8 protein-coding genes are annotated in these 15885 nt (G+C 52.2%); 3 read left to right on the top strand and 5 right to left on the bottom strand.

Features of this window, described 5'->3' with window-relative positions:
- Positions 1-588: 588 nt before the first annotated feature.
- The 3 genes from J5A66_RS08895 (at position 589) to J5A66_RS08885 (ending at position 5443) form a co-directional block, all read left to right on the top strand.
- On the top strand, positions 589-1737 hold the full coding sequence (locus J5A66_RS08895; RefSeq protein WP_211790264.1) for an N-acetyltransferase: 1149 nt from the start codon (positions 589-591) through the stop codon (positions 1735-1737).
- Between the two features lie 66 nt (positions 1738-1803).
- Positions 1804-3729 carry a DNA topoisomerase IV subunit B gene (locus tag J5A66_RS08890; RefSeq protein ID WP_211790263.1) on the top strand — a complete coding sequence of 642 codons (1926 nt, stop codon included), beginning with the start codon at positions 1804-1806 and terminating at the stop codon, positions 3727-3729.
- A gap of 190 nt (positions 3730-3919) precedes the next feature.
- Positions 3920-5443, top strand: a complete 1524-nt coding sequence (locus tag J5A66_RS08885; RefSeq protein ID WP_211791494.1) for a S41 family peptidase — start codon at positions 3920-3922, stop codon at positions 5441-5443.
- A 195-nt stretch (positions 5444-5638) separates the two neighbouring features.
- On the opposite strand, the gene feoB is transcribed toward J5A66_RS08885, so the two are convergent.
- The 5 genes from feoB to J5A66_RS08860 form a co-directional block, all read right to left on the bottom strand.
- Positions 5639-7786 carry a ferrous iron transport protein B gene (gene feoB / locus J5A66_RS08880; RefSeq protein ID WP_211790262.1) on the bottom strand — a complete coding sequence of 716 codons (2148 nt, stop codon included), beginning with the start codon at positions 7784-7786 and terminating at the stop codon, positions 5639-5641.
- 10 nt (positions 7787-7796) lie between these two features.
- Complete coding sequence (locus J5A66_RS08875; protein WP_371742856.1) at positions 7797-8831, bottom strand: DtxR family transcriptional regulator; 1035 nt, start codon at positions 8829-8831, stop codon at positions 7797-7799.
- A 353-nt stretch (positions 8832-9184) separates the two neighbouring features.
- Positions 9185-9676 carry an anaerobic ribonucleoside-triphosphate reductase activating protein gene (nrdG, locus tag J5A66_RS08870; RefSeq protein WP_211790261.1) on the bottom strand — a complete coding sequence of 164 codons (492 nt, stop codon included), beginning with the start codon at positions 9674-9676 and terminating at the stop codon, positions 9185-9187.
- Positions 9673-11883, bottom strand: a complete 2211-nt coding sequence (locus J5A66_RS08865) for an anaerobic ribonucleoside triphosphate reductase (RefSeq protein ID WP_211790260.1) — start codon at positions 11881-11883, stop codon at positions 9673-9675. The genes nrdG and J5A66_RS08865 overlap by 4 nt, the downstream gene beginning before the upstream one ends.
- A gap of 917 nt (positions 11884-12800) precedes the next feature.
- A complete protein-coding gene (locus J5A66_RS08860) occupies positions 12801-15662 on the bottom strand; it encodes a pitrilysin family protein (protein ID WP_211790259.1) in 2862 nt (953 codons plus the stop codon).
- Positions 15663-15885 lie beyond the last annotated feature (223 nt).

Below are 15885 nucleotides of genomic sequence, written 5' to 3'. Positions count from 1 at the left end.
AAGCTCTTGCCTATGCTGCAGAGAAGATAGGGATGGCCGGGCAGAGACAGGTACTTATAACAACGAAACAACTTGATTTTTTTATAACTCTCTAATTTTTTTGGAGGCCGGCTGCAGTGATGCACCCGGTCTTTTTTCTTTGTATCATTGCGTTGCCGACAGAAATGAGAAAGACTGTTTTGAGCCATGCGCTCAGTCTTCTTCTTTGTATCATCATGCTCATGTCGATCTACAACGTCTCCCCTTTAAGATCATTGATGGTGAAAACAGGCCCATCCCCATTCGGTTGGTTATCTCAACCCACGTACTCCTCCTCTCCTTACGACAGCCTCCTTTCCCCCTTCCTCCTCCATCTCTTAGCTTTTGACGTGCAAAAGCTAAGAGAATGCAATGCAAAAGCTAAGAAAACGCAATGCAAAAGCTAAGCTTTTGAAAAATAAGGAGAGAAGTAGGGAGATTCCATTCATAGGTGGCTATCGACCAACGAAAAGGAAAGGCCGGGGGTGAAAGGCAATGTTTTATTTTGAAATGTGGCCGATTTATCGTAAATTTGCACGTTTCAAGCACCAAACACATTGTATATATAGAATGTCATCAGTAGAAATTAAAAAGGTTTGTTCGAAGCGCGACCTGAAAGCGTTCATCGAATTGCACTACGACCTTTATCAAGGCAACGCCTATGATGTGCCTAACCTTTATAGCGATGAAGTGAAAACGCTGAGCAAAGATAAGAATGCAGCTTTCGACTTCTGCGAGGCAGAGTATTTTTTGGCCTATAAAGAGGGTCGGTTGGTGGGGCGTGTGGCGGCCATCATCAACCATCGGGCCAATCAAAAGTGGCAACGCAAGAGCGTTCGCTTTGGATGGATCGACTTTATAGACGACAAAGAGGTCTCGGCCGCTTTGCTACAAGCCGTGGAAGACTATGGACGCGCACACGGGATGACCGAGATGGTGGGACCACTGGGCTTCACCGATATGGATCCGGAAGGCATGCTCACCTGGGGTTTCGACCAGTTGGGAACCATGCCCACCATCTATAACTACGAATATTACCCCCAACACATCGCCGCTCTTGAGGGCTATGAGGTGGACAACACCTATATCGAAAACAAACTCTATGTGCCCGATGTCGTTCCGGAGAAATATGCCAAGATTGCGGCGATGATTCAACAACGCTATAGCCTGAAAATCAAAAAGCTCACCAAGAAAGATGTTTTCGAAAGAGGCTACGGACAGCGTATCTTCGACCTCATTAACATCACTTATTCGCACCTCTACGGATTCTCCGACCTCTCGCAACGACAAATCGATCAGTATGTCAAGATGTATTTTCCCATGGCCGATCTGGACCTCGTTACGCTCATCGAGGATACGGCCGCAGACAATAAGCTCGTGGGCGTGGGCATAACGATACCTTCTCTCTCGCGGGCCTTGCAGAAATGTCGACGCGGACGATTGCTGCCTTTTGGCTGGTGGCACGTGCTGAGAGCCATCAAATGGCACAAAACCGAGGTGGTGGACTTGCTCTTGGTGGGCGTGCTGCCCGAATATCGTTCGAAAGGCGTCAACTCTCTGCTCTTTGCCGATCTCATTCCGCGCTATCAGGCCTACGGTTTCAAATGGGGCGAGACGCAAGTAGAGATGGAAACCAACCTGAAAGTGCAAAGTCAGTGGGAGGCTCTCGACCCCATCATTCACAAACGGCGGGCTTGTTATAAGAAGTCGATTGTGTAAACAGACGTGCAACGGTAGGCGTCCAAGCCACCGCCTGTTCTCGTTTTTCATCCTTAACTACTCATCATGGCCATTTATAACGAAGAAAATATCCGCCATCTCTCCGACATGGAGCACGTGCGAACGCGTCCTGGTATGTACATCGGACGGCTCGGCGACGGCTCGCAGGCCGAAGACGGCATCTATGTGCTGTTGAAAGAAGTGCTGGACAACTCGATCGACGAGTTCAAAATGAACGCCGGAAAACGCATCGAGGTAGACATCGAAGACGAACTGCGTGTCTGCGTGCGCGACTACGGTCGCGGAATTCCGCAAGGAAAACTGGTTGAGGCCGTGAGTATGCTCAACACCGGCGGCAAATACGACTCGAAGGCGTTTAAGAAAAGCGTCGGCCTGAATGGCGTTGGCTTGAAAGCTGTCAACGCATTGAGCCTCAAATTCGAGGCCCGATCTTACCGTGAGGGCAAGGTTCGCTGTGTCATCTTCGAGCGAGGAGAGCTCGTCAGCGACGTGACAGAAGACTCTGGCGACGAGAACGGTACCTTTATCGCCTTCGAACCCGATGCAACGCTCTTCTTGAACTATCGTTTCAAGGCTGAGTTTGTCGAGACGATGCTGCGCAATTATACCTACCTCAATGCCGGACTGGCCATCCTTTACAACGGAAGACGCATCATCAGTCGCAACGGTCTGGAGGATCTGCTCAACGATCGCATGACCAATGATGGGCTCTATCCCATCATCCACATGCAGGGAGAGGACATTGAGATCGCTTTCACACATACCAACCAATACGGAGAGGAGTATTACTCTTTCGTAAATGGGCAACACACCACGCAAGGCGGCACCCATCAGAGTGCGTTCAAAGAGCATATCGCCAAAACCATCAAAGAGTTCTTCGGCAAAAACTATGAATATGGCGACATCAGAAATGGACTGGTCGCTGCCATCGCCATCAATATTCAAGAGCCGATGTTTGAAAGTCAGACCAAAATCAAGCTCGGTTCGCTCACGATGAGTCCCGATGGAGAGAGCGTTAACAAATATGTGGGCGACTTTATCAAAAAGGAGGTGGACAACTATCTCCATATCCACGCCGACGTTGCTGAAGAATTGAAACGCAAAATCGATGAGAATGAGCGCGAACGCAAAGCGATGGCCGGCGTAACGAAGATAGCTCGCGAACGAGCTAAGAAGGCTAACCTGCACAATCGCAAGTTGCGCGACTGCCGTATTCATTACAGCGATGCCAAGAACGACCGAAAAGAACAAAGTTCGATCTTTATTACCGAGGGCGACTCGGCCAGCGGAAGCATCACCAAAAGTCGAGATGTGAACACCCAAGCGGTGTTTTCACTGCGCGGAAAACCCCTCAACTCGTTCGGACTCACTAAGAAAGTGGTCTACGAGAACGAGGAGTTCAACCTTCTACAGGCTGCTCTCGACATCGAGGAAGGTCTCGATACGCTGCGCTACAATAAGGTGATTGTAGCTACCGATGCCGATGTTGACGGTATGCACATCCGTCTGCTCATCATCACTTTCTTTCTGCAATTCTTCCCCGAACTGATTAAAAAGGGACACGTGTACGTGCTTCAGACTCCGCTTTTCCGAGTGCGCAACCGCCGAACGAAAATCAAAGACCGGCAAGTGCTGGCCCAAGCCGATGCCTCTTTACGCAAAGGCGAACGCAAAACCGACTTCATCACTCGCTATTGTTACAGCGACGAGGAGCGACAGACGGCTATTCGCGAGCTCGGACCCGACCCGGAGATCACCCGATTCAAAGGTCTGGGCGAGATTTCGCCCGAAGAATTCGCTCATTTCATCGGGCCTGACATGCGGCTCGAACAGGTAACGCTCCACAAAAACGACCAAGTGCAGAAGCTGTTGGAGTATTATATGGGCAAGAACACCATGGAACGGCAGAATTTCATCATCGAAAACCTCGTCGTAGAAGAGGATGTCGTAGAGACCGACGATCTGTTTTAGTTGGATGCTTTCTGTGCGCACCGCCTGCCGAGAGGTGTTCTTGAGAAAGGCTTTCGGGCCCTTGCGTCGGGCCATATTCAAAGAAATTACTATTCATAGGCTGCCTGATGCAGCCCTCAACCTAAACAACATAATGAAAAGAAAACACTTGATGCTGGCGTTTCTTGCCGCTTGGACCTGGCAAACGGCCATGGCACAACTACGAGTCGACACCGGAAAAGACAGTCCGTTGCGCAAATTGGAGATAGCGGAGATGGCCATCAGCCGTCTCTATGTCGAGCCGGTGGATGAGAATAAACTGGCCGAGGACGCCATTCGAGGCATGTTAGAGAAGCTCGATCCGCATTCTACCTACACCTCGGCTCGGGAAACGAAGGCCATGACCGAATCGTTACAAGGCTCGTTCGAGGGCATCGGCGTGCAGTTCAACATCGTGCAAGACACGCTTCTCGTGATTCAGACCATCAGTAACGGCCCCTCGGAGAAGGTGGGTGTGCTGCCTGGCGACCGCATTGTGATGGTGAACGACTCGGCTTTTGCCGGCGTGAAGATGTCGCGCGACGAGATGGTGCGCCGTCTGCGCGGACCAAAGGGAACGAAAGTGAAGCTCGGCATCTTGCGAAGAGGTATCGGCGGTGTGCTCACCTTCGTCGTTACGCGCGACAAAATCCCCGTCAAAACCCTCGATGCAGCCTATTTGATTCGGCCCGGAGTGGGCTATATCCGTATCGGCAGTTTTGGAGCCACCACCTATGAGGAGTTCATGCAGGCCCTCTCCACCCTGCAATCGAAGGGTGCCAACCGCCTGATTCTCGACCTACAGGACAATGGCGGCGGATATCTTCAGGCTGCCGTGCAAGTGGCGAACGAGTTTTTGCAGCGCGATGATCTCATTGTCTACACGCAAGGACGCAGTGTTCGGCGCGAAGCGTTCTTTGCTCATGGCAACGGACACCTGCTCGAGGGGCGCGTCGTGGTGCTGATCAACGAGTTTTCGGCCTCGGCAGCCGAGATTGTTACCGGTGCATTGCAAGATCAAGACCGAGCCGAGGTGGTGGGGCGGCGTAGTTTTGGCAAGGGATTGGTTCAGCGTCCCATCGAGTTGAACGATGGAAGTATGATACGTCTCACCATCGCTCACTATTACACTCCTACCGGTCGATGCATTCAAAAGCCCTACACCAAGGGCGATGCAGCCAGCTATGAGCGCGAGATCGATGCCCGATACCAGCACGGCGAACTCTATAGCGCGGATAGTATTCATCTGCCTGATTCGCTGAAGTTTAAAACCCTGCGCCGAGGAAGAACCGTTTATGGCGGCGGAGGTATCATGCCGGATTATTTCGTGCCGTTAGACACGACGCAGTTCACTCGTTTCCACCGACAATTGGCCGCCAAGAGCATCCTCATCAATACCACCTTGCGCTACGTAGACCGTCAGCGCAAGACGCTCAAACGGCTCTATCCCGCTTTTTCCGACTTTTATCGGCGATACGAAGTGCCGCAAAGCTTGGTGGACGAGTTGCTGGCTGAGGCCGAACAACAGAAGCTGCGACCGAAAGATAAGGCCGAGTGGGAACGCACGTTGCCCCTGGTGAAGAATCAAATCAAGGCTCTTGTGGCCCGCGACCTGTGGGATATGAGCGAGTATTTCCAGGTGATGAATGAAGAAAATCACACTGTTCGAAAGGCTTTGGAACTGTTGGGCGAGTAGGACGAAGGGGCCGCACAAACTTATAAGGCGGTTAAACGAAGGATCAACAAAAAAGAGAACTGATCGCACACCATGCGATCAGTTCTCTTTTTTGTTATACCGGTACAACTGCACTGCTGGAGTTCATTTCATCGAATCGTACTGGCGCGATTGTATTGCCGGATTTCATTTGGCCTCAATTGCCATCGTTGTTTCTCACACCATTCGCCATACAAAGGCGAGGAGCATAGTGGCGGCGATGCCCAAGGTTAGAGGCAAGAGGGCGGCAACGGTAGTCCACTTCGCGCTGTGAGTCTCTTTATAAATGGTATAGAGGGTGGTGGAGCAGGGATGATGTAGCAAGCAGAATACCATCAGGCAGAGAGCCGTGAGTAGATTCCAACCGCCCATCGTCAGAATCTCGCGGGTTTGTGCTTCGGTGCCCTCCATGAGTACGCCTGCCGCAGCCACATCGCTCTGTCCCAGCGTCAAAAGGGTAAGCATAAGAATGGTGGGCATCACGATTTCGTTGGCCGGAATGGCCAGGAGATAAGCCAAAAGGATAACGCCGTTGAGGCCCATGAGCCAACCAGGCGTCTCAAACCAACCGATGAGATGCTGGGCAATGCTTACACCGCTCACTTCGATGTTGCAGCAAAGCCAGATAATAGCGCCGGCCGGAGCCGCGAAAACTACAGCACGCCAAAGAACAATGAGTGTGCGGTCGATGAGCGAGGTGTAGAGCGTTTGCCAAAACTGCGGTGGCCGATAGGGCGGAAGTTCGAGGTGGAAGGTAGACACCTCGCCGCGAAGAAGCGTGCGTGAGAGCAGCCACGAACTGCCGAACATCGCTCCAACACCCAAAAGCACGATACACATCACCGCCACTAAGGCCACGATGCTACTGTATTGAGGTGCAACGGCGGCCCCGATGAAGAGCGTAGCCAAAAGAATCTGCGTGGGCCAGCGACCGTTGCAGAGCGAGAAGTTGTTAGTGAGGATGGCAATGAGCCGTTCGCGCTGACTGTCAATGATGCGTGTGGAGACCACTCCTGCAGCATTGCAACCGAATCCCATGCTCATTGTCAGGGCTTGTTTGCCGTGTGCACCCGAACGGCGGAAGAGTTCGTCGAGATTAAAAGCCACACGCGGCAGATAACCGAAGTCTTCCAGCAGCGTGAAAAGCGGAAAGAAGATGGCCATCGGCGGTAGCATCACCGATACGACCCAAGCCGTGGAGAGGTAGATGCCGTCGACGAAGAGTCCCGTAACCCACCATGGCGCGTGCAAATCGACGAAAGTCTCGCGCAGGACAGGATGAACGAATCCCACAAGGAGACGATTGAGCCAGTCGGAGGGATAATTCGAGCCGATGATTGTGAGCCAAAACACCACGCCCAGCAAGGAAATCATAATCGGAAAGCCCCAGAGGCGATGCGTAAGGATGCGGTCGAGCTTGACATCGAGCGGCAGTCGGCCTCGTTCTCCGGCTTGTGTCACCACCTCGTGGCAGATTTCCTCGGCCTGGGCGTAGATGTCTTCCATCCATTGGTCGTGAAAGTTGTTGCTGATTTGGAGGTGAATCTCCTCGGCCAGGGCGTTGAGTGTTTCATTGCCGAAGCGTTCGCATACGCTGGGATCATTCTCCATGAGGCGGAAAGCAATCCATTCGGCATTGGAGAGGTCGGGATAGGTCTGCCGAACGCGTTGCGTGAGCACCGCCACCTTTTCCGCTGTTGCTGCCGGAAGTCGACTGGCACGGTGCGGATGGCACACATACTGGCCCGTGACCACGGCGCGAATCGTCGACAGCAGTTCGTCGATGCCTCGCCCCGAACGAGCTGAACAGCCCACGACAGGGATTCCCAATCGACGCGAAAGAGCATTGAGATGGATGTCGATGTGGTTACGTTGGGCCTCGTCGAGCAGATTGACGCAGAGCACGGCCTTGTCGGTGATTTGCAGCACTTGGAGAATCAGATTCATGTTGCGCTCCAAACGTGTAGCGTCGGCCACCATCACGGTGACGTCAGGCTGACCGAAGAGGATGAAGTCGCGGGCTATCTCCTCATCTTCCGAGGTGGATGAGAGCGAATAAGTGCCGGGAAGATCGACGATGCGGTAGGTTTCTGCCTCGTAGTTGAAGAAGCCCTCAGCCTTTCCCACCGTCTTTCCGGGCCAGTTGCCAGTGTGTTGTTTCAGTCCGGTAAGGGCATTGAAGACAGTGCTCTTACCCGTATTGGGGTTTCCGGCCAGGGCCACGACATAGCGTTCGCCACCGGCCTGCGTTCCGCGACGTTGCAAACTGTGCATCGCTGCCTGCGGACAAGCAGCGCAGGGGTTGATATGGGAGGATGGATTCATTGTGCGTTTCTTATCGTTCGTGTGTCGATTCGGGTGCGGAGAGGGGTGTTTCCGTTTGCCCCTCTTCGTCGGATTGGAAGAGAATATACCGTGCTTGATCGTGCCGGAGGGCGATAACGGTGCCCCGAACCACGTAGGCTACGGGATTACCCAACGGACTTGCCATGTCGATGCTTACCCTGCTGCCACGAACAAAGCCCAAGTCCATCAGTCGGCGGCGTAGAGCTCCGCGGCAGGAGGGCGACAGTCCGACGATTCTCACCGTCTTTCCCGTCTCGAGATGCACCAGTCTTCGAGCCCTTGTCTCAGGACAAAGCGCAGCCTCTTCGGTCGTCATTGCTTCGAGATTGAGGGCCGAGAGCGCGTCAATAGGCAATGAGAACCGCTCGCCTTCGTAGCGGAACGTGAAGCCGAGGTTGTCGATATGAGTGATAAAGAGGATCGAATCTTTGGTGAGTCCCTTGTCGGTAATTTCGACAAAGCGTGCCCGGTCGTCGTCTTCTACATGCAGGATGCGCCACCACGACTGTGCCGCGAGCGGTTTTCCGCTCCGTTCCTGTGCCGGAATCTCGAGCGAAGGGGTGGGGATTGGGTCGCCATGAGGGTCGAAGAGCGGGTTGCCCAGGAGCGAGGCAATGCGTTCCCGTTCGGCCTCGCTCATGCGATGCTCCATGCGATGGGCCCGTTCGTGCCACTCGGGCGGAGCATAGCCCGAATGTTCGGCCAGATATTGCTCGTAGATGCGGTGGGCTCGGATGAGTTTAAGAGCATGCTTTCGTCCGGCATCGGTGAGCTGTAGTCGGCGGTCGGCGGTGAGTTCGCCGTTTAAAATCAGTGCGCCCACCATCGCAGCCAGGCTTTCTGCACTGACATTCAGCCCTTCGGCCTCCCGATGGGCCTCCTCTAAAGACAGACTTCCGCCCCGTTCGTACAGCGTTTTGAGGAAATCTTCCTGCAATTCTTTGACGTCTTTCGCGTCGCGTTTGCCCAAAAGGCCTTTTGCCGCCGACAAAATGCCCGGGATGTGTTGAGAATGGGTTGCCACTGTATGTTCCTCCTGCTAATCGGTTTCTAAACTCTTCTGCTTCTTTCTTCTTCAAGCCGCATCCGTCTTCTTCGGTTTGTGCTTCAGCCTCCGTCTGTTATTCTACTGTCGACCATCGAAAGCTGTCCATACACCGCTTGTCGGGAGTGTGCTGCATCCCGATAATTGGTCGGTCATCGTCTTCCGAACCGGGAGGTCTCTGCCGTCGAAGCCCCGCAGAATCTGTATGCAAAGTTACAACTAAATGCCGATTCGCCCCTCCCCGTCTCTCCTTTTTTGCATCCTTATATATAGGTATATTCGCACCCATTCTGTCAAATAGGGGAACGTGTTCGATGAAGAAAAAGAGGAGATTAGCCCTGCCAGAGCGTGAGTGGGCCGTGGAGTGAGGCGGGAACATCAATCAAACGCTGATTAGAACTGCCGCGGAAGGGGAGTGATGGGTCGCGAAGCGAGCGGACGAAAGGCCCGTCTACAAGTACGTCGATCTCTTCGAGAAGCGGTCGGCGGCGAGCATCTGTCAGCAAATTCTCGAACGTGAAGCCCGTATAACACCATATATCTTTCTTCGTCTTGAGCTTAATCTCTCGCGCTAAGACCGTAAAGGCTTCGGGTTGAAACATCGGATCGCCGCCGCTAAAGGTGACATTGGCAAAGGGATCGGACTGAATGACGGCCATAATTTCGGCTATCGGCACGTCGCGACCTCCCTGCATATCCCACGACTGCGGGTTGTGGCAGCCCGGACAGGCATGCTCACAACCCGCGCAATAGATGGTCGTGCGGAATCCCGGGCCATCCACCATCGTATCTTCGACGATGGAAAGCAGACGAATCGCGGTCATAGGCGATGAATCACTCGGTCGTTGAGTTCCGCCAGTTTACCGCTGTTCCAACGATCAGTCGTTCCCACGAGATAGCCAGTGATACGTTGTAGGCGATCGATGTGTCGACTGCCGCACTGGGGACACTGTTCCAGCTTTGCATCGGCGTTCTCATAGCCGCAGTCCATGCATCGATTGCGGTTGTGGTTGACGCTTCCGTAGCCCATATTGTAGCGGTCCATCATATCGACCACGCTCATGATAGCCTGGGGATTGTGTGTTGCGTCGCCATCTATCTCGACATAGAAGATGTGTCCGCCGCTGGTCATTGCATGATAGGGGGCTTCCACCTCGGCTTTATGCCGCGCGCTGCACTTGTAGTACACAGGAACGTGATTGGAGTTGGTATAATAATCGCGATCAGTAATGCCCTCGAGTACGCCGAAGTCTTTGCGGTCTCGCTTCGTAAACTTACCGGCCAGTCCTTCAGCCGGTGTGGCCAGCAGACTGAAGTTGTGCTGATAGGTTTCCGAATACTCGTTGCACCGCTGCCGCATGTAGTCGACAATCTTCAGACCGAGTTGCTGAGCCTCGTCGCTCTCGCCGTGATGCGCGCCCAGGAGAGCTTTGAGACACTCGGCCAGTCCGATAAATCCGATGCCAAGTGTGCCTTGATTGATGACCGACTCGATGCTTTCGTCCGCCCCGAGTTTGTCTGCGCCTATCCAAAGGCTTCTCATCAGCAGTGGAAACTGCTTGGCGAAGGCCGTCTTCTGAAAGTTGTAGCGATCGACGAGCTGATGAGCCGTGATGTCGAGCATGTTGTCGAGTTTGGCGAAGAAACGATTGATGCGCTCTTCGCGGTTGTCTGTGTCTCGGCATTCGATAGCCAAGCGAACGATGTTGATGGTAGAGAACGAGAGATTGCCTCGACCCACCGACGTTTTCGGTCCGAACCGATTCTCGAACACCCGCGTGCGGCAACCCATCGTGGCCACTTCATGAAGATAACGCTTAGGATCGTCTGCCCGCCAGGCATCGCTCTGATTGAAAGAGGCATCGAGATTGAGGAAGTTGGGGAAGAAACGCCGTGCCGTCACCTTGCAAGCCAGTTGGTAGAGGTCATAGTTGCGATCGGTCTTCAGATAGTTCACGCCCCGCTTTTTCTTCCAAATCTGAATCGGGAAGATAGCCGTTTCGCCGTTGCCCACACCGTCGTAGGTGCTGTTCAGTAGTTCGCGCATCACGCAACGCCCCTCTGCCGACGTGTCCGTACCATAGTTGACCGACGAGAAAACCACTTGATTCCCTCCCCGTGAGTGAATCGTATTCATGTTATGGATAAAGGCTTCCATGGCCTGATGCACCCTTGCCACCGTTTTGTTGATGGCATGCTGTACGATGCGGTCTTCGCCTTTTAGTCCCTCGAGCGGGCGTTTGAGATAGTCGTCCAGCGGTTGGTCATAGAGCGCAGCATAGCTCTCACCGTTGAGCTCCTCAAGTGCCTTCAGCTCTTCGATAAAACTCAATCGGACGTAAGGGGCCAAATAGAAGTCGAAAGCCGGAATGGCTTGTCCGCCGTGCATCTCGTTTTGCGCTGTTTCCAGCGAGATACACGCCAACACACTGGCCGTCTCGATGCGCTTGGCTGCCCGAGAAGAGCCATGGCCAGCCGTAAAACCGTGATCGAGAATGTTGTCCAGCGGATGCTGACAGCAGGTGAGCGACTTTGTGGGATAATAATCTTTGTCGTGTATATGCAGATAGTTATGCTTCACGGCCTCCCTGCTTTCCTCGCTAAGAAGATAGTCGTCGACAAAGGGCTTGGTCGTTTCGCTCGAGAATTTCATCATCATTCCCGCGGGTGTATCCGCGTTCATGTTGGCATTTTCGCGCGTCACATCATTGTTTTTCACGTTGATGATTTCGAGAAACATATCTCTCGTTTTCGCCTTTCGGGCAATGCTGCGCTGATTGCGGTAGGCAATGTATGCCTTCGCCACGTCTTTCCGACTGCTTTTCATCAGCTCCATCTCCACGAGATTTTGTATTCCCTCCACCGTCATTTGCGCTTTACCGGCAAATCCGATGCGGTCTGTAATCTGTTGAACCAGTTTTTCGTCTTCGCCCTTGTCTGTATGGAGCATTGCCTTGCGGATAGCGGCCATTATTTTCTGGTCGTTGAAGCCCACGATGCGGCCATCGCGTTTTACCACCGTTTGTATCATTTCGCTAAAATTTTAGATTGTTGACTGTTGCTTTCTCTTGATCCGTTCTGTCTCGGATTACTTCTGCAAAGTTACTTCAAATAATGATACGATGTACTTTTTGGATAACTTTTTCATGATTAATATTTGTTAATTGCCTGATTATCAATTGATTGAAATTTAAAACGGGAAACTTTTTATTTTTGAAGCTTATTCGATGTTTTCAGTTTTGGAAATTAATGGAGTTGATTTACCCTCTTATTTTTACCCATTCAGAGTCTCCGCTGGAATCTTTCGCCATTTGAAGGTCATCGAAAATTCTACCCGTTAAAATGAGTTCTCAGAGTGTTTCGGACACGAAAGAAAAGTCCTCAAAATAGGCTTCGTTATCCACTGTTTTGCAAAAGCTAAGAAAATGAGGTGCAAAAGCTAAGAAAACGCACGGCGAAAGCTAAGAAAATGGATTGCAAAAGCTTAGCTTTTAGTAGTAAGGAGGGGAGAAGTAGGGAGTAAGGAGAGGAGTAGTAAGTAGGAAGGAGAGGGTAGTAGGGAGTAAGAAGAGAAGTAGTAAGCAGTAAGGAGAGGGGTAGTAGGAAGTAGGGAGGGGAGTAGTAAGGAGTAAAGAAAGAAATAAGGAGTAGGACAGAGAGAATGAAGAAGATGTGAGGAGGGGAGTGGTACGTCTGTTCAAATAAAAAACAACCCTGTAAAGGTTGGTTTGTTGGTAGGGTAGGGTTGGCAAGTGAAGCGCGTTTGCCCTGTTGCAGCGATGCCCCTCGATAACTTCCCCATCGGGGTTGGTCTATTCCACTTTACCGATTTGATCAATTGTCCATTTTAAACGTTCCCATTCAGCCAAACGAACAGAGATAAAACGATGTCGTTGAGCTAAATGGGAACGTGTTTGTTCGGTGTTGCGTGTCAGCTAATAGCCGTGTCTATCGGGCTTGTTGAGAAGCACGTTGAGATGCGGCTCCTTCTTCTTGCGGTAGCATCACCACCGAGATGCAATTGCCATCGGCCAGAATCTGCTTCATCAGCGTGCAGAGGTCTTGCGGCGTTTGCGCCTTAATCATGTCCTTGTATCGGTTGTGCAAGTTGATGCCATGCCGACGATACATGTTGATAACGCCGCTCCAGTAGGCGTTAGTTTTCTCTGCACTGGTGACGCTCTTGAGCATATACTCTTTCACTTTGTCGAGCATCTCAGCGTCGCAAGAGCGTGTCATCTCCTCGGCCTCACGGTAAATAATCTGTAGAGCCGTGTCTTTTTTCTCGGGTTTCATCGGACAAGTCACCAAGACAGAATAGTCGTGATAATCGCCTTCGATGGTAGAACCGCCCTCAGCACCGCAAGAATAAGCCGCACTGGCCTCCTCTCGAATCTTCTTCAGATAGACCATGCTCAGCACCTGACCAATCATGTTTACCCGAATGGCATTCTCCACGCTGTAGGGCACATGTGTAGTGTGCCACATCACGCAAGCCATGGCCTTGGGTGTTTCCATCTTTCGGTAGAAGATATTGTCGATTTTTCCTTTTTGGAACGAGCTGACCAAATGGCCTTTCACTATCTTGGGCTGACGCGGAAGCGAACCGATGTAGCGACAGATGAGGCTTCGCAGTTGCGCTTCGTCGAAGTCGCCGATGAAACTGAACGTCCATGCTGCCGCATTGGCCGTGCGTTCGCGGGCTATCTTCAGGATTCGGTCGTAGCTAAGGGCAGGCAAATCGGCCTCGAGCACAGGGCGCAGGCGCGGGTTATGCCCATAGACTGTAGCCGCAAGCGAGTCGTTAAAGGCGATGTCATGAGAGAGATGGCGCGTCTTGAGAGCTGTTTTCCACGACTCCATCAAACTGGCATAAGCCTCGTTGTCTTTGGTAATGCCGCCCGAGAGGTAGAGATGGGTCAGCTGCAACATCGTTTCGGCATCGCGTCGGGAAGACGAACCCGACATGCCCATGTACTTATCGCCGATAGAAAGGCGCACACCGGCAATCTTACCGGCCAGAATCTTGGGTAGTTCCATACTGGGGAAGCCGCCCAATCCGCTGATTCCAACAATGTCGTCGAACACGGCAAGGTTCATATAATCTGCCGGTCCGTAGAGCGATTTGCCACCATAGGCACTGGCAGCGAAGTTCACCTGATCTTTCTTAAAGTCGGTTTTCTTGAGTATCACCGTAGCTCCGTTAGAGAGAGTTAGCTCCGTATAGCCCAAAGCCACGTTCTTTTTCTCTTTCACAATCTTGCCGGGCTTGGGCAGTTTGGTCATCAGTGGCACGTTTTTCACATTGTCTACGTAGGGCGTCAATTTTGCCTCTCGTGCGGCATGAACGGCTGCCAGTAAAGCCTCCTTTGTGGGATAGACGGCCCCTTCTTTCTCGTTGTTGAAGCAAACCACCACCATATTCCGGTCGGTTTTGGGCAAAAGTTGCGGCAGGATGGCGTTGATGTCTTGCAACGGGATGTTGGGCACCAATTGTTTCATGATTTCATAATAATCCTCAAAGGCAGGAATGGGTTCTTGCGAGAGGAAATTCCCCTTGTAGTCGTCGGCAAACGAACTGTTAGAACGTTTGTCTCTGCCGTTGAACGCTTTCTCCAATCCGCTCAGCAGATTGGCCTTGGCACGCTCGTACTCGGTGGGTGTGAATCCGAATTCGGCTGCTCTGTGCGCCTCTACGAGGGCAGCTTGCAGGGCCGTTGCCGTGCCGGCCATGTCTCTGGGACTGGCTGCGATGGTGAAAGCCCCCTTGGTTTTGGCGAAGATGAACGATCCATCGCCTGCCGATGCCCCCAGATACGGGCAATCGGCTTTCTGCGAAGCCTCGGCATAACGATCGTTGAGCATACCCAAGGCCATGTTTTTGGCATAGTTGGCCAGGAGATAGTCTACATTCTTCTTCAGCGAATCGGGCCATATTTCGTGCTTGAACGACACCTCGACTACGCTGTTTTGTTGCTCTTTATCTTTGTCTATCACCACGATAGGCTCCTCGTTGTCGGGCACGGGAACGTCTACAATCGCGGCCATATCGGCAGGATTCTGAATCCCCCCGAACAGTTTTTTAATCATCTGCTCGGTGTGATCGACATCGATATCGCCCACAACGATGATGCCTTGGTTGGAGGGATGATACCATTTCTCGTAATAATCGCGCAACTCTTTAGGCTTAAAATTGTCGACAACACTCATCAAGCCGATGGGGAAACGCGAGCCGTACTTCGACCCGGAGTACAGTGTGGGCAGGTTTCGCTCCAGCATTCGCGAACTGGCCCCTGTGCGTTCGCGCCACTCTTCGTGAATCACGCCGCGCTCTTTGTCGATCTCTGCGGGGTCGAGAGTGAGCGCATTGGCCCAATCGTGCAAGATGAGCAAGCACGAATCGAGCGCACTCTGCCGTGTGGTGGGCACGTTGGAGATGTTGTAAACGGTTTGGTCGATAGAGGTATAAGCGTTTAAGTCGCCGCCAAACTTTACTCCCAGCGTCTCCAAATAGCGGATGAGGTCGTTGCCGGGGAAGTTTTTCGTGCCGTTGAAACACATGTGTTCGAGGAAGTGAGCCAGTCCGCGTTGGCTCTCCTCTTCCTGAATAGACCCTACACGCTGCGCGATATAGAAGTCGGCACGGTGTTCGGGCCAGTTGTTGTGGCGGATATAATATTTCAATCCGTTGTCGAGTGTGCCGATACGCACAGCCGTGTCTACGGGAATGGGAGGTGCTTGCATCTGCGCAGCCATGCTGCAAGAAATCAGAAGCAAAAGTCCCAGGAGATTTTTTCTTAGGTTGTTCATTGTCAAAAGGGGTTCATAATGAAATAAAAAAGAAGCCGGTCGAACGGCATCTTCCCGCTTTGTGCTCCCTTTCGCAAGTCTCTTGATAATCAGATGCTTACAAAGGAGAACGTAAAAGCTTAGCTTTCGCACTGTAAAAGCTAAGCTTTTAGCGTGCCATCTCTTAGCTTTCGTCATGCGAAAGCTAAGCTTTTGCAAACCGATTTGCTTCGCCTTTGCCTAA

The organism is Prevotella sp. oral taxon 475 (genome assembly GCF_018127805.1).
In the GTDB taxonomy this organism is placed as follows: domain Bacteria; phylum Bacteroidota; class Bacteroidia; order Bacteroidales; family Bacteroidaceae; genus Prevotella.
The sequence above is the reverse complement of the archived record's forward strand: the minus strand, read 5'-3'. Positions and strand labels throughout refer to the sequence as shown.

What these genes read in the sequence shown, in the direction of transcription:
- J5A66_RS08885 (WP_211791494.1), top strand. Translation starts at nt 3,920, where the DNA reads ATGGCACAACTACGAGTCGACACCGGAAAAGACAGTCCGTTGCGCAAA.
- nrdG (WP_211790261.1), bottom strand. Translation starts at nt 9,676, where the DNA reads ATGACCGCGATTCGTCTGCTTTCCATCGTCGAAGATACGATGGTGGAT.
- J5A66_RS08895 (WP_211790264.1), top strand. Translation starts at nt 589, where the DNA reads ATGTCATCAGTAGAAATTAAAAAGGTTTGTTCGAAGCGCGACCTGAAA.
- feoB (WP_211790262.1), bottom strand. Translation starts at nt 7,786, where the DNA reads ATGAATCCATCCTCCCATATCAACCCCTGCGCTGCTTGTCCGCAGGCA.
- J5A66_RS08860 (WP_211790259.1), bottom strand. Translation starts at nt 15,662, where the DNA reads ATGAACAACCTAAGAAAAAATCTCCTGGGACTTTTGCTTCTGATTTCT.
- J5A66_RS08865 (WP_211790260.1), bottom strand. Translation starts at nt 11,883, where the DNA reads ATGATACAAACGGTGGTAAAACGCGATGGCCGCATCGTGGGCTTCAAC.
- J5A66_RS08890 (WP_211790263.1), top strand. Translation starts at nt 1,804, where the DNA reads ATGGCCATTTATAACGAAGAAAATATCCGCCATCTCTCCGACATGGAG.